The sequence below is a fragment of the Flavobacterium luteum genome, from assembly GCF_008806775.1.
GTDB lineage: Bacteria > Bacteroidota > Bacteroidia > Flavobacteriales > Flavobacteriaceae > Flavobacterium > Flavobacterium luteum.
The window spans coordinates 320,286-334,042 of sequence record NZ_WAEM01000001.1 but is presented as its reverse complement, the minus strand read 5'-3'; the positions used below and the strand labels follow the sequence as shown (position 1 = coordinate 334,042).

The following is a 13,757-nucleotide window of genomic DNA, read 5'->3' as shown; positions in this document are numbered from 1 at the left end:
TCTATGAATTCAAAATACAATTATCCCGAAATGATGACTTGGTTAGAACAAAAGGGAAAACTACAGTTTGGCGAAAAGTTCCATTTCAGAGAAGCTGATATAATTAATATTCAAAAACTGATATGTTATTTTCTAAAAGATGAGGTTATGGCTGCCAATTTTAATTTAGATCTATCCAAAGGAATTTTACTTTCTGGACCAGTCGGTTGTGGGAAAACAACATTGATGACTTTAATGCGATACGTTGCACAACCAAACTATAAATTCATAATGAAAACCTGCCGAGATATAAGTTTTGAATTCATAAAAGAAGGCTATCAAACCATTCAGAAATACTGCCACGGAAACAATTCGCACACCGAATACAGAAACTATTGCTTCGATGATTTAGGCGTAGAAACAAACCTAAAATACTACGGAAACGAATGTAACGTAATGGCAGAAATTATACTCTCCAGATATGATATTTTCATTTCAAAACAAGTCATAACGCACATAACCAGTAATCTTTCCGCCACCGAAATAGAAGCGGCTTATGGTAATCGAGTGCGCTCAAGACTTCGTGAAATGCTTAATTTGATTGCTTTTGATGATAATTCGATAGATAAAAGAGTTTGATAAGTAGGTTAATAAGTCAAATTCGTTTAAAACAAATTGTTGAATAAAGTTTTATATTTTGGTAAGTTCTAAAACATAGAATTATGATTAAAGTCTATTTAGATTGGAATGTTATGTCAGGAATGAAAAACAATCAATTCCAAGAACTAAATGATATAATTTTAAACAGGGATAAATTTCTATTATTATATTCTACCTCACACATTGGAGATATTTTCGCTAGTATTAAAAATCATAGCGAGGAAGAGCAAAAAATAGTTCGAGAAGATTTAGATTACATAACCCATTTAACAGATGATTTATGTTTAGTGAATAATTCAAAAGAAGTTACTTTAAGTAGATACCAGCCGGGAGAGTTATTAGATGATAGAATTCGAGAAGCACCACTTTTTCAAGATTTTAGTCTTGATAATTTATTTAGCTCAATTGAGGAAGATAATCCAATGTTTGGATTAGTTAGTTCCGTGAAAAATATGATTGCTTCAATGCCTTTAGATTTCGCTTTTAAAGAAGCTTTTGAAAATACTGAAAGTGCTGCAATGTTAGACAAAATGTTTCCAGGTTTAAAAGAAGATAAAACAATGAACGGTTTCTTTAAGAGTTTTGGTAAAATGTTTCACAATATGAACGAAACAGAAGACTACAAAGATTTAAGAAATATGGTGCAACAAATTGGAGTAAATAGTGGACACTTCAACGAAAATAAAAATCCTTTTGAGGTAATTGATAATGCTTACAAGAAAACGGGTGTAGAAAGTTTTGATGTTGATAAATATTTTGATAAAACTAAAAATGCTCCAGAATGGTTTAATGATATTACAAATGAGTATGTCAAGTTAGATATGCACGGCTTTAAAGCAGACAAAGTAAAAGTTACTGAAAAAGAGAAAAATACATTTAAGAATACAACTGAAGATGCTTCTCATTCCGCATTTGCATCTAGATGCGAGTTTTACATTACTAATGATGATAAAAATTATCACAAAACAAAAGCAGTATTTCAAAAATTAGTCATTTATACGATTGTGTTAAAACCGAATGAATTCATACAATATTACAACTTATTTCTAAATGAAAATAGTTTTGATGATCACTTTAGAAGTATAAATGGCGAAATGCAAAGAGTTGAAAACTTTCAAGAACAGAGGTATGAAAACGGAGAAATTTTTGGTTGGATAAATTACACAAGTCTATATTTTTTTAATTTTTTCAATAAAATATTAATCCCCAATCCTGGAGTAAATGAGGCTTTATTTATTTTAGGAAAAGAAAGCCCATCAAAAAGTTATATTATTAGCCAACGAGAAATTGAAACAATGTTAAAATTATTTGTTGATAAATTGGGTATAGATATAAATGGTAAATCTTATTTTGAATTAGACGAAATTAACAGCGGAGTAGATTGGACAGGTAGAACTTGGGAAACTAATATAGGTCAAATCAATATAAAAAGATTAAATGGTTGGTTTCAAATGTATTTTTTTCCACTAACAAAAGAAGAAAAACAGATTGAAAATTAATTTTATTACAAAATTATAAATTATGATGAACTCGCTAGATGCCATAATAAAAAGTACAAATTTTGCTCAAAAACTCAATAATCAATTGGGGATTAGTAACTCGATGATGAAAATGATGCATTCACAAGAGCTATGGCAAAATAAATTGAGTTCCATAACTATGACCGATGCTATTTTTAAAGGTATTGCACGCCAACAAAATTATTTTCCAAAGAATATTGGACTAGATATACTTTCAAAATCTATTACAAATCAATCGAAACTATTTCAAATTCCAGAACCAACATTAGAGGCTATTAAAGGAATTAGTCAAATGCAGGAAAGCATATTTGGAAATTTAAAAGGGATTTCTTCTATTTTTGAAAGCCAAAAAGCTTATTTAGCACAAATCAACAGCTTACAGTTTGCTATGAGTGGTATATCTGGACAGATTGCGGCAATTGCTGCTAAAAGCAACCAATGGAATTTATTAGATGAATTTGAAAATATTAATGAACAAGCTTTTGAAATAGCCAATAGTTTTACTTCGGATATAGCATTAACACAGGAAGAAAGTATAAGGTTTGAGCAACTTATTGAAAAAATTGTATCATTCTACCAAAAGAATAAAAAGTTTGGAGTTAATACTTTATTATTCATTTCGGTAATGGTAAACCTTATGAGCATACATCAATATTATGATTTTGTAAAAACAAAAGCTGAACCTGCTACAAAAGAAGATTTGATGAAGTTTGAGAGAAAAATACAACAATCCATAGAATTAAAACTCAAAGAAATAAAAGAGTACAGAACTACAAACCGGGCTTCAAAAGTAATGTTAAAGCCAAAAACTAAAACGATTATTATAACATCACTTCCTAAAAATTTTGATGTAATTGTTTTGCAAATTAAGCACAAATGGGCATTTGTAAGCTACATTGATCCAAAAGATAATTTAATGCAAACGGGGTGGGTTATGAAGAAGTATTTAGATAAGAATTAAACAATTATCCTAAAAATTGCTTTTGTTTTGCCATTTTATATTCATTAGTATCTCTCAAAGCATTCATAAATAAATGAACATTATCTAAAGTTAATTTAGATAAAACATCATAACTTTTTTTGTGGCATTTTCTATATTTTTTGCCACTACCACAAAAGCAATCTGAAACTCTATCTATTTTTTTTCCTTCAAGTATTTGATTTAATCCAAACTCAATATTGAAAATATTATTGGTCATAAATGTTTCTTCAAAAAACTCAATCCAACCTTTGCTTCCGTGAGACCTTTCTTTTAAAAAATAACCATTTTGATTTCGGAAAATTTGACTGTAAAAATAATTTTTGACTTGATTTTCAATAAATGAAATTAAATTTATACCACTATTACAAATTATAAATTCCTCTGGAGGAGAAGCAATACAACAGTTTCCAGTTTTTTCAAATATATGCCAATCAATATTTCTAGGAATACGTCCTCCGGTTTCAAATAATAAAGGAAAACTAAATGGATAATCAATTACAGCCTTAATCTCAATTTGATAAGTATCTTCAATGTTCCCATATTCATCATCCAAAATAACAGTCCCAAAAACACAAGGAATTCCATCTTCAATTTTAAATGATAACTCCTTGTATTTATTAATAACTTCTTTTGCTTCTTGTTCAAAAACACTATAATAGTTCATTTCTTATTTTCCCCAAGGTCTTGATAAAGCAGCTCCGCTTGTTGTTGCAGAATTACTATTTGATTGTTCATTTTTATCTTCTCCATCTGGAAATCTATTTCCTAAATGTTTTTGCCATAATCTGCTAGCTTTAAGATTATTTTTTTCTTTCAAAGCAGATTCTGCATCAGAAAGAAAACTATCCAAGTTATTTAGAAAATTAGTCTTTCTAATTTCATCATAATCAGCAAATAAATCATCTTTTGGAGTTACAGGAACTATACATTCAAATTTTTGAGTTAAAGTTTTTTTAATTTCTCTTAAAATGTCGGTCAATAATATATCATCTCTATCATTAAGAACAATCTTATCTTTTGCATTAATAGCTAGAATAGTCATAGCAAGTCCGCTAGGCATTTTATTTCTTTTATAATCGCACCACGCTTTTAATTCTTTAATGGCTTTAATCACTTTTCCATTAGTATCTTTATTATTATTAAACCAATCAATAAGTGCTTTTGGATCACTGTCTTCCCAACCGTTATTTTTCACTGCAAGTTGATATTCTTCTCCACTTACTTTATAATAAACTGGTATATCAATTTCATAATCACCTGAAAAGATATTTCTAATACATTTTTTTCTATGTTCTGGAGAGGTTGAAGTATAACCATTAACTGCATCCCAAATCCAGTTTTGTAAAGTTGTAGCAGTTACATCTGGTGTTCTGAAAAAATAAACACCATCATCTAAATCACATACATCATCTTTGGTTCTAATACCAGTTTTCATTTTATAAGAACCTTGTATATAGAATTTTGGAGTATATTCAGAATGATTTTCTTTAAAATATTTTCTAATTCTTTCTCTAATACCGTCTTTAGAGGTAGTCATTTTTGATTTTTTATTTGATGTTAGAGAAATTTCGGTATTAAATTCTCCAAATAAGTTGTGACAGTTTGCCATAGTAATTTATTTTTTATATGTTTTTTCGGTTTTAAAAAATTCAAGTATTTCGGGTTTCATTGCATAAGTGTTCCCAATGTGGTTCCCCAATGTTCTAATTGTTTTAAGTGCTTTTTTATCAGCTCTATCCATACTTATCAATCCCATTTGGGGTAATGATAAATCTGGAGGAGGTATTCTAAAATAAACTCCAGTTGGATTTATTTTTTTTACAATTTTTGATAGAAAAAAGTGTGTAAAAAAAGATTGACCATCCAATGATGTTTGAAAAAGTTTATTGCCCCAAGTTCTAAATGATTTTGATTTTCTTGAAGTTGATGACCAACCAGATGGTTGAGCAATACTGGAAACGGACAACAATTGATAGGTATCATAATCTTTTCCTTCTCCAACATAGTAATCTAAAGCTTCTAGTAATCCGCACATACTAGGATTATTTGCCCATACACCACCATCTGCATAAAGAAACTCATTATGTTCGTGTACTGGAAAATAAGTTGGAGCCGATGATGTGGCTAGCGCTACATCAACCATCTTTATATTTTTATCAGTAAAAAAGCCAGTTTTTGAATGTGAATTTTTAAAAACTCTAGGTTCTCCAGTAGTCAAATTGAAACTTGGAATACATAGAAGATTATCAGCATCATTCATAGTTTTGTCTCCAAAAATAGTTTCTAAAATCAACTTTAATGGTTTTATAGAATGCTTATTGCAAAAAAGTAATTGTTTGAAAAAATTCCATTTAGATTGGACAATGCGGATAAAAATATAATTTGAGGTAGGAAAAATTTCAGAACCCTTTTCAAAATATAAATCTGATAATGACTGTGCAGACATTCCATTGGCTAACCCCAAAGCAATTAAGCCTCCAGTTGAAGTCCCACAAATCATATCAAAACAATTAGATATTCTTTTACCTGTTTTTTCCTCAATACGGGCTAATACTGACGCACTATACAATCCCTTTATTCCACCACCATCTATAGATAAAATTTTAAACGTTTTATTTTCCATAATTACTGTTTGATAAAGCAAATACTAACCCAACAAAACCAATAAGTAGTCCAGCTGATACTTGAGGACTTCTTATTACATTATGCTGAATATCATTACAGAAACTTTCACAATTATAGTTTATCAAACTATATGGTTTTCCTAATTTAGTCAATGCCTTCTGAACTATTTGTCTTCGTTCAAAATTGTTTCCTTGAAATTTTTCCAAACGAGTTACACTTTTTACATCTTGAAAAAAATCTTCTACTCTAGTTAATTTTACACCAACCCCAAATACGTTTTCACAAATAAGATGTGCTCCTAAATTATTATACCCTAGATATAATGCGTGATGTTGTACTAGACCTAAAAGGCTTTTTGGAATAATTAACCTGTCTCCAGGTTCTAAATTAAAGTGTTTTACTAATTGCAATTCTCTATTCATATTTTTTAAAATTAAATTTATTTCACAAAGATATATAAAAAAATATAATGTTTGTTAAATTGTATTTAAAAATATTAGTCAATTAAATTGACATTGTGATTTTGTAAACAAATGAAATATAAAATAGAATTGTTAATTTTTATTACCTACTTAAAAAAAACATTGTTTATTGTCTTATTTTATATATATTCGCCGTAAATTTGATTAGCTTAAATTAGCTTAATAAGATATTACTATGGAATCATTTAATTCTATTCTTTATGAAATCCTTGGCGAAAGAATAAAAAGTAAGCGTGAGGAGTTAAATTTAAATCAAAATGATTTATCTGAAAAAATAAATATTGGACGTACTTCAATTTCAAATATAGAAAAAGGAAGGCAACAACCACCACTACACATTCTTTATGAAATCTGTAATGCTTTAAACATTGACATTCACACTATCCTTCCAACATATTCTGATATTCAGAATAAAATGGACACTGAAAAACCAAATGTTTTTGAAAAATATCTTGATGATTTCAATGTTAATGAATTGGAAAGAAAGGAAATAGAAACTTTTTTAAAAGAAATAAAAAATGATATTTAAATATATTGAAGAAAGAACTGAAAATTTGTTGATTGAAAACAATTTTTTAAAAACTGGTTTTGATGTTTCTAAATTAATCAAGAAATTAAATATAGAACTTATTGGTAAAAATTTCGAAGGCGATGTTTCTGGCTTATTTGTTATGACTGATAATAAAGCAGTAATATCTTTTAATAAAAATGAAGATCCGAAAAGAATTAGATTTACTATGGCTCACGAATTAGGTCATTATATTTTACATTCAAAAGAACAACCATTTTTTATTGATAAATCGCCTAAAGTAATGTACCGAAACGCTGCTTCTACTACTGGAGAAGTTTTGAAAGAAAGAGAAGCAAATGCTTTTGCAGCAGCTTTATTGATGCCTAAAATTTTAATAGATAACGAAATTACTAATTGTCCTATTGGTACTGATGATGTAATAAAATATTTAGCTAAAAATTTTAAAGTTAGCGAACAAGCTATGTCTTTTAGAATGTCTAATTTAGGTTATTATATCGGTTAATTCAAAATATTTCTACAAGACACAAAATTTATTTATTTTGAATAATTGAAAAATTACCCCAAAAGCAATGCAAGAAATAGCAGAACAAATACTTGAAATATTAAAAGACTACCATTGCGATTATTCCAATACAAAATATGAAATGTCAGCCGAGCATATCACAAAATGGGCAAATCAATTTGGAGATGATGCGGCATTAGTGCTTTCAGAATTATTGCATTTTCTGCCACAAGTTTACATTTCCAAAAGCAAAGCAATCGAGTTACTGAAACAAAGATTAATAGACTTCCAAAATCTTTACAAGTACCAAACAATGAATGAATTCATTGCAAACACGCATTTTATTGATGTTCAGAAAGAAGAAAAAAGCCAAAAAGAAATCCTAAAATTAGTCAAAGCAATTATCATTAATGACTTTGCAATTAATTATGATTTAACAATAAACGAACCTAAAAAACATCACATTTATTTCGATGATGTATTAGCAACTGGAGGAACAATTTATCGAGATATTTCCATTTGGTTAACTGAAAATTTTCAAGATGTTGTTGAAAATAAAAAAACGTTTGCATTAAGTTTATTCTGTTTTCATCAATTGGGTTATGGGAATATGAAATGGGGATTAATGCAAGATGAAGGATTAAAAAAGCTATTTGACACCTTTGAAGTAAGCAATAATATTATTGAAAAAGTCGTACAAACTAGAGCCAATTATATTATAGAAAATCAAGCAAAATGGAGTAATCAACGCTTAAATTGTGCATATCCATTGCAAGAACAGTCAAAAGATGTGTTGGTTTATTTAACAAATTTTAGTGAAAGTAGTAGTAAAGTACAAGCATTTAGAACACCCAATACACCGTTAATCGAAACCTTTTTTACAAACAGTGAAAACAGAAATAAACTCGAAAAAATATTTACCGAAAAGGGTTTAGAACTATTAAAAAAAGTAAATTCGGATGAAGTTGATTTTGCTAAAAGACCTTTAGGATATACCGTAAGAAGTCATAAAACTTTAGGAACAGGAACTTTATTTTTTACTTGGCGTAATATATCCAACACTTGCCCACTAGTATTTTGGTGGGATGTGCCAGGACATCACTGGACACCATTATTTTGTCTCAAAAACAGAGGTATTTAATATTTTTTTACTAATTTGGCACTATGAAAATTTCAGAAAGAACATATAATAGTTCAGAAGTTATTGCTTTTAAAAGCACTAAAGAAGAATTTGGAGGTTTATCAAATATGGCTCCAGGTTATTCTATTCGTGTAAATGACGTAATTATCCCTTCATCTGAAGCTTTATACCAAGCGTGTAGATTTCCTTTGTTTCCTCATATTCAAGAAGAAATAATCAATCAGAACAGCCCAATGACAGCTAAAATGGTTAGTCGAAAATACACAACACACACTAGACAAGATTGGGAAGAAATCAAATACGCAGTAATGTATTGGGTTCTTAAAGTAAAATTATCTCAAAATTTCGATAAATTCTCTAAAGTTTTAAGTAAAACTGGCAATACTCCAATTGTAGAATTATCTCATAAAGACAAAGACTGGGCAGTTATCGCTGACACAAAAGACACCCTAAAAGGTAAAAATGCACTAGGAAGATTATTAATGCAACTTCGGTCAGAATTTATTATAAATAACAATGATATAGAATGTGTTTGTCCTCCAAACATTAATGGTTTTATGCTATATGGTTCAGAAATTGAAACCGTTTGTAATCCCGAAACTGAATTAGAAAACAAATTACTTTTTGATTTAGATTTCGCATAAAACTCCACCTTTCTTAACCCATTATCTCATTCAGCTTCACAAAAATCGCTCCTAGTCCAAGTATTCCTAGCATCAATTCTTTGCTTGCTTCATTTCACTAATTCCATTTGTAATAACGAGAATATTCTTTTTCGTCCAGTTATAAAAAAGACGTTTTACATTCCAATTGCCACTCCTTTGCCAACGCTCCAAAAGTTTTTGTACGCCCTAGAACGTTTACGGTTTAAAAGAAAATTTACTGGTAGGGCAACAAAAACTTTCCCCAAGCTGTGTTACATAATTGAGTATTATAATTCATTACAAAGCTTTGTTATTGTTTTTTTTTGTTTTTGCAATGAAGTTATAATATCATTTATGTAAAACAGCCGCTCCACCCAACGCGCAAGGGGTTTGCTCCAGGACAACTTTTTGAGCAGCTCCCATCGCATCACCCAGCCGCTCAAAAAACCGTCCTTCACAAACCCCAATCACCGCTTCGATTCAAATTTATTATTAACAAGGATATTTGTTTTTCATAAGAACGTATCAATGGTTTTAGCAACAAACTGCATAAATCGGTAGTGTTTACATTGCTTTTATGAGTAGAAAAATGGCTTTAATATGTAGTTGATTTGCCTATTGATAAAGCCATTTTTCTACCCATAAAACCAAAAATGCCTGCAAGAGTGTGATTTTTTATTTGCCAGAACTATCGAAATAATTGTTTTCACGATGGCCAAGATGCCATAGCAATTTCATAGCACATTCTTTGGTTACAGAAAATTTAATTATTCCAAGAGAGTTTGTGGCATCAAGCCATCATAAAAACAATCAGAAACACCCCAGTAAGCAAATAAAAATTCACACACTTGCCTGCGCTTCTGCACCATCGCACTCGGTATTATTTTTCATTGTTTTTGTAAGTGTAATAAATTGCTTTTCGAGTTCATTCCTAAAAAACACGACTTGGATAAAGCAATTTATTAAACCCACAAAATCAAGTCCAAGAAAGAGTATGAGATTTTAAAGCAGAAAAATAATCGGAATAGATTTGCTATTTCTTTTTTCTGCTTTAAAATCTCATACCCTTTCTGAAGAACTTCTAACTTCCAAATCAACTTTTTAAGATCCCATTTCATAAGGGCATTATTGGTCACGAGAAAAATAAAAAAATAAAAAGAAAGTAAAGGTAAGTTCCAGTTTCAAGAAAAGAAAGTTCAAGCCTACGGTTTTCAATAAAATCTCCACCTTACATTTTCGTTTCGCTTCAACATTTGATTAGAATCAAAACTCTATTTCCGAACAACTTTATCTTAAAAAGCCAGGTAGTATTTTTTTGAAAAAACTTGCTTTTCTTGAAACCTCCACTTGAGCGATGACTTTCTTTTTTTTCTTTTTTTTTCTTTTCAAAAATTTAATGAATGCGGAGCGTAGCGAGGAGCATTCGGTTTTACAAGGAAAATCTGAATGAATTAGAAAGTTTTTCAAATTTTTAAAATCAGAAAGTATGCTCAATTTTATCATCAAAACCCACCAAAAAGACACGTTATACGCCAAACCGCACTTGTTTATACTTAACAAAGGAATGAACAGCGGAAAGCCACAAAAAGAGCCATTTGCAAACAGTTTTGTGGTCATTTTTCAAAACGAAAAAGATTGCGAAAGCATTTATTTTGTGGCTTACAGCCTATGGCAAACTAAATTTTGGCATCCGCATTTAGTAGGTTCGGTAATTCCATTTTTACGTCTTCCCGATTTTTCAAAAGAATTCAATCCAAAAGCAAGTTTGATGATGCAGGAACACGAAGAACATCAAGAAAATATAGCTGCACTCAAACTTTTGGAGCAAAAAGAGAAACAATTTCACGAAAATATCAACCTCATAAACGATTTGCGTAGAGTGATTTTATATCGCTATTGCAAACGATAAATCCATCTATAAACCAAAAATTTTAAATTATGAAATTATTTATTTTGTATCAGACCGACAATTGGAAAAGCAGAGCATCAAGAGTATGTTTTGGCGTTTTCGACACACGAGCCAAAGCCATTGACAGTGCAAAATGGCAAGAATTGTACAATCATAATTCTGAAGTTGTTGTATTAGAAGTTACACTTAACCTATTTGAGGAAATCTAAAAAAAATGCCCTATCCAAAGTCGGAAAGGGCATTTTGAAATCTAATCCAAAGGTTACCACAACTAGAATTAGACTATTTTTTGTGCTTTCTAATTAACATTTTGAGTAGTAAAGATATTAAAAAACTGACTATTGCTCCAAGTGTGGCAAGTATAATAGTTTTCAACACATCGTCCGAATGTAAATTCGGCAAAACACTCAAAAATGTACCGCCAGCGGTACCGATTGCAGTCGAGTTACTGTGTTGCATCGGCTTTTTCGGTTGTGGTTGTCAATTGGCTAACTGCCGAAATAACACCACCTGCAACGGCTACATAACCGCCAATTGTAGTAATTACAACTGGCAAAGCAACAGGCGCTGCCAAAATTGTTCCACCAACGGCAGCCAATGCCAAACCAATATTTCGAAGCACCTTAAAAAATTTGGGAGTGGGAGCTTTCGCTCTGTTTATAATTTTTTTCATAATCTAAAATTAAGATTGAACAATCAATTCAACACTTTCTTTACCGTCCAAAGCTTTATAAACCAACTCTTTTAATTTGGCGAAAGCTTTTCGAGACATTAGACCCAAACCAGGTCCAGAAAGTTTTGTTACTGGAGCAATACAACCATTCAATTCTTGCAAGGCATTATTGGCTGAATGAAACAAAATTAAACTTCTATTTTTTACATTAATTATTTCCAAATGCCATTGAAATTTCTTGCTGTACCGCTTTTTTATAAAATATTTCCCTTCCGGAATGCAGGAAACCTTCGTTTCGTTATTCTTCCAAGGCAATTCAATGGTTTTACAAATCAATTTACCTTCGCATTCGAGTTTACCGTTCGTTCCGTCTGGGAAATAAGTTCTTGATAGTATTAAAACCATTTTACAATCCGCTCACTTGAACCAATGCCAATGGATTAAATGCTCCGTTTTTCAACGGGTACATTTGACCATTTACTTGTTGGTAAAACTCAATTCCAAGAGCCAAAAACAGCGGTTTTGTACTCGCAGGCGTTACTGGATTAGAATGGTTTATTGGATCTGATGGTGTAATATCCCACGGCAAAATATCAGATTCTGAATTGGAAACAATAAAAGTTTCAGCTTCAAAATCAATTTCTGCCCCAGCAGAAATAATTTTATAATGCGTGGTTCCACTTGGTGCAGCAATCATATTCGATGGAATAAATGAAGCCAAATCAACCACAATATCGCCAGCCGCACGGTCAATTGTTGCCACAAAAGGAGCAAATAAACTGGTGCCCAGTTTCCCACGAATATTGAATTCAAAACCTGCTAAAAGTTCGGCTTCGCCATCAATTACGTTTCGTAAACCTCTGATGCTGATTAAATCAGCCTGAATAACTTGCACCATTCTTTGAGTTAAACGGCTTACCATTCTACCGTCCGCAGAGTTGATTAAAACAGCTCTCAAAGCCGTTCTCAAAATCTTTCCTGCTTTGCCTGCTCGACCAAACTCCGAACCATTCTCACGAGTTCTTTGAAACGCTGGATCGTTTTTGATTCGACTGGCGTCGATTCCGCCTTTTTCACGAGCCAAATGTCCGTCTTGCGTTTTGTAAAAAGTAATATCTCCGATAGTACCTTTCAATTTAATTATGCCTTTCTGTCTTGCCATAATTGCTAAAATTTAGATTAATATTTACTCTAAATCATCTTTTTGTTGCAACATCTTCCGATTGATTTCGGAACAAATTTTAGCCAATTAAACAGAATAAAAAAGGCGTGCCTATCCAATATGACACTTTACGACGTAAATGGCAGAAATGACCGCAAATGGCAATATATGAGCCTCTCAAATAGTCTTAAATTGCAGATTAATAGATAAAGGATTTTTTTTCTAATTTTGCATATTATAATAATTTGAATTAGAGGGTTATAAAGTAAGTCAAAGCCTAGTCAAAGGCATAGATAGTGTATGAAAACAGAAATTAAGAGATTATGCATCTACCCAAAGGACATACAGCGTATTACTGGAAAGAGTTATCGACAAAGTATTAGATTGTTGAAAAAGATAAGAACCGAGCTTAATAAGCTTGAAAATGAGTTTGTATCAATCGAAGAGTTTTGTATTTACACCAGTTTAAAATATGAGCAAGTAGAACCTTTGATAATTGGTTAGAAATAGCAACATATGATTACTAAAAATTGAACTTTAGAAATATGCTAACCAGACTATTAACCAGTTCATTTTTTGATAATGTTTCCGCCTGAAATATTTTGTTTTAACTACTTAATTATGTACTTTTACAGTTCACAAATTAACAGAATTCAAAAACGATAAAAAAGGGGGTAAATTCGGTTACCCAATTTTAAATTCAATCACATATCACTGGTTTATAACGAATTAGAAATAAGGATTAAATCCCTCTTTCTCCGCCAGTTGAAAAACAAAGGCAATCAAAACCTCGTAAATCTTATGATTTACGGGGTTTTTTCTTTTATGTGCTAACCAAAATATTCATTTAATCTTATTCTTTAAGAGATAAAATCGAGACCCTAGAATTTTCAAAAATTAGGGTCTCGCTAACTCCCTTAAAAATTTCAAACAACCAGTTCAATCA

16 protein-coding genes are annotated in these 13,757 nt (G+C 30.8%); 9 read left to right on the top strand and 7 right to left on the bottom strand.

Features of this window, described 5'->3' with window-relative positions:
- Positions 1–3 precede the first annotated feature (3 nt).
- From F6464_RS01645 to F6464_RS01635, 3 genes are all read left to right on the top strand, one after another.
- Positions 4–618: an ATP-binding protein gene (locus tag F6464_RS01645; RefSeq protein ID WP_151106008.1), complete on the top strand. Its 615-nt coding sequence runs from the start codon at positions 4–6 to the stop codon at positions 616–618.
- A gap of 83 nt (positions 619–701) precedes the next feature.
- On the top strand, positions 702–2,138 hold the full coding sequence (locus F6464_RS01640; protein ID WP_151106007.1) for a hypothetical protein: 1,437 nt from the start codon (positions 702–704) through the stop codon (positions 2,136–2,138).
- Positions 2,139–2,160: 22 nt separating this feature from the next.
- Positions 2,161–3,120 carry a hypothetical protein gene (locus F6464_RS01635; RefSeq protein ID WP_151106006.1) on the top strand — a complete coding sequence of 320 codons (960 nt, stop codon included), beginning with the start codon at positions 2,161–2,163 and terminating at the stop codon, positions 3,118–3,120.
- A 4-nt stretch (positions 3,121–3,124) separates the two neighbouring features.
- Here the strand turns inward: F6464_RS01635 and F6464_RS01630 are convergent, their stop codons facing one another.
- The 4 genes from F6464_RS01630 to F6464_RS01615 are packed head-to-tail and all read right to left on the bottom strand — an operon-like array spanning position 3,125 to position 6,188.
- Positions 3,125–3,805, bottom strand: a complete 681-nt coding sequence (locus F6464_RS01630; protein ID WP_151106005.1) for a hypothetical protein — start codon at positions 3,803–3,805, stop codon at positions 3,125–3,127.
- A gap of 3 nt (positions 3,806–3,808) precedes the next feature.
- Entirely contained in the window at positions 3,809–4,750 is a 942-nt protein-coding gene (locus F6464_RS01625) for a nucleotidyltransferase domain-containing protein (protein ID WP_151106004.1), read from the bottom strand.
- 6 nt (positions 4,751–4,756) lie between these two features.
- On the bottom strand, positions 4,757–5,764 hold the full coding sequence (locus F6464_RS01620; protein ID WP_151106003.1) for a CBASS cGAMP-activated phospholipase: 1,008 nt from the start codon (positions 5,762–5,764) through the stop codon (positions 4,757–4,759).
- Positions 5,754–6,188 carry a lecithin retinol acyltransferase family protein gene (locus tag F6464_RS01615; protein WP_151106002.1) on the bottom strand — a complete coding sequence of 145 codons (435 nt, stop codon included), beginning with the start codon at positions 6,186–6,188 and terminating at the stop codon, positions 5,754–5,756. Before F6464_RS01615 ends, F6464_RS01620 begins: the two co-directional genes overlap by 11 nt.
- 235 nt (positions 6,189–6,423) lie before the next feature.
- Here F6464_RS01615 and F6464_RS01610 point away from each other — a divergent pair, with 235 nt between their 5' ends.
- The 6 genes from F6464_RS01610 (at position 6,424) to F6464_RS01585 (ending at position 11,185) form a co-directional block, all read left to right on the top strand.
- Complete coding sequence (locus tag F6464_RS01610) at positions 6,424–6,777, top strand: helix-turn-helix domain-containing protein (protein ID WP_151106001.1); 354 nt, start codon at positions 6,424–6,426, stop codon at positions 6,775–6,777.
- Positions 6,767–7,282 carry an ImmA/IrrE family metallo-endopeptidase gene (locus F6464_RS01605; protein ID WP_151106000.1) on the top strand — a complete coding sequence of 172 codons (516 nt, stop codon included), beginning with the start codon at positions 6,767–6,769 and terminating at the stop codon, positions 7,280–7,282. Before F6464_RS01610 ends, F6464_RS01605 begins: the two co-directional genes overlap by 11 nt.
- Positions 7,283–7,349: 67 nt before the next feature.
- Positions 7,350–8,423: a phosphoribosyltransferase-like protein gene (locus F6464_RS01600; RefSeq protein WP_151105999.1), complete on the top strand. Its 1,074-nt coding sequence runs from the start codon at positions 7,350–7,352 to the stop codon at positions 8,421–8,423.
- Between the two features lie 23 nt (positions 8,424–8,446).
- Positions 8,447–9,067: an NADAR family protein gene (locus tag F6464_RS01595; protein ID WP_151105998.1), complete on the top strand. Its 621-nt coding sequence runs from the start codon at positions 8,447–8,449 to the stop codon at positions 9,065–9,067.
- 1,486 nt (positions 9,068–10,553) lie between these two features.
- A complete protein-coding gene (locus F6464_RS01590; protein ID WP_151105997.1) occupies positions 10,554–10,976 on the top strand; it encodes a DUF6943 family protein in 423 nt (140 codons plus the stop codon).
- Positions 10,977–11,005: 29 nt separating this feature from the next.
- Positions 11,006–11,185, top strand: a complete 180-nt coding sequence (locus F6464_RS01585; RefSeq protein WP_151105996.1) for a hypothetical protein — start codon at positions 11,006–11,008, stop codon at positions 11,183–11,185.
- A 236-nt stretch (positions 11,186–11,421) separates the two neighbouring features.
- On the opposite strand, the gene F6464_RS01575 is transcribed toward F6464_RS01585, so the two are convergent.
- The 3 genes from F6464_RS01575 to F6464_RS01565 are packed head-to-tail and all read right to left on the bottom strand — an operon-like array spanning position 11,422 to position 12,811.
- A complete protein-coding gene (locus F6464_RS01575) occupies positions 11,422–11,649 on the bottom strand; it encodes a hypothetical protein (protein WP_151105994.1) in 228 nt (75 codons plus the stop codon).
- A 9-nt stretch (positions 11,650–11,658) separates the two neighbouring features.
- Positions 11,659–12,054 carry a DUF5675 family protein gene (locus F6464_RS01570; RefSeq protein ID WP_151105993.1) on the bottom strand — a complete coding sequence of 132 codons (396 nt, stop codon included), beginning with the start codon at positions 12,052–12,054 and terminating at the stop codon, positions 11,659–11,661.
- Between the two features lies 1 nt (position 12,055).
- Entirely contained in the window at positions 12,056–12,811 is a 756-nt protein-coding gene (locus tag F6464_RS01565; protein WP_151105992.1) for a hypothetical protein, read from the bottom strand.
- Positions 12,812–13,757: the final 946 nt, after the last annotated feature.

What these genes read in the sequence shown, in the direction of transcription:
- F6464_RS01565 (WP_151105992.1), bottom strand. Translation starts at nt 12,811, where the DNA reads ATGGCAAGACAGAAAGGCATAATTAAATTGAAAGGTACTATCGGAGAT.
- F6464_RS01645 (WP_151106008.1), top strand. Translation starts at nt 4, where the DNA reads ATGAATTCAAAATACAATTATCCCGAAATGATGACTTGGTTAGAACAA.
- F6464_RS01625 (WP_151106004.1), bottom strand. Translation starts at nt 4,750, where the DNA reads ATGGCAAACTGTCACAACTTATTTGGAGAATTTAATACCGAAATTTCT.
- F6464_RS01600 (WP_151105999.1), top strand. Translation starts at nt 7,350, where the DNA reads ATGCAAGAAATAGCAGAACAAATACTTGAAATATTAAAAGACTACCAT.
- F6464_RS01585 (WP_151105996.1), top strand. Translation starts at nt 11,006, where the DNA reads ATGAAATTATTTATTTTGTATCAGACCGACAATTGGAAAAGCAGAGCA.
- F6464_RS01590 (WP_151105997.1), top strand. Translation starts at nt 10,554, where the DNA reads ATGCTCAATTTTATCATCAAAACCCACCAAAAAGACACGTTATACGCC.
- F6464_RS01640 (WP_151106007.1), top strand. Translation starts at nt 702, where the DNA reads ATGATTAAAGTCTATTTAGATTGGAATGTTATGTCAGGAATGAAAAAC.
- F6464_RS01605 (WP_151106000.1), top strand. Translation starts at nt 6,767, where the DNA reads ATGATATTTAAATATATTGAAGAAAGAACTGAAAATTTGTTGATTGAA.
- F6464_RS01630 (WP_151106005.1), bottom strand. Translation starts at nt 3,805, where the DNA reads ATGAACTATTATAGTGTTTTTGAACAAGAAGCAAAAGAAGTTATTAAT.
- F6464_RS01620 (WP_151106003.1), bottom strand. Translation starts at nt 5,764, where the DNA reads ATGGAAAATAAAACGTTTAAAATTTTATCTATAGATGGTGGTGGAATA.
- F6464_RS01635 (WP_151106006.1), top strand. Translation starts at nt 2,161, where the DNA reads ATGATGAACTCGCTAGATGCCATAATAAAAAGTACAAATTTTGCTCAA.
- F6464_RS01575 (WP_151105994.1), bottom strand. Translation starts at nt 11,649, where the DNA reads ATGAAAAAAATTATAAACAGAGCGAAAGCTCCCACTCCCAAATTTTTT.
- F6464_RS01610 (WP_151106001.1), top strand. Translation starts at nt 6,424, where the DNA reads ATGGAATCATTTAATTCTATTCTTTATGAAATCCTTGGCGAAAGAATA.
- F6464_RS01570 (WP_151105993.1), bottom strand. Translation starts at nt 12,054, where the DNA reads ATGGTTTTAATACTATCAAGAACTTATTTCCCAGACGGAACGAACGGT.
- F6464_RS01595 (WP_151105998.1), top strand. Translation starts at nt 8,447, where the DNA reads ATGAAAATTTCAGAAAGAACATATAATAGTTCAGAAGTTATTGCTTTT.
- F6464_RS01615 (WP_151106002.1), bottom strand. Translation starts at nt 6,188, where the DNA reads ATGAATAGAGAATTGCAATTAGTAAAACACTTTAATTTAGAACCTGGA.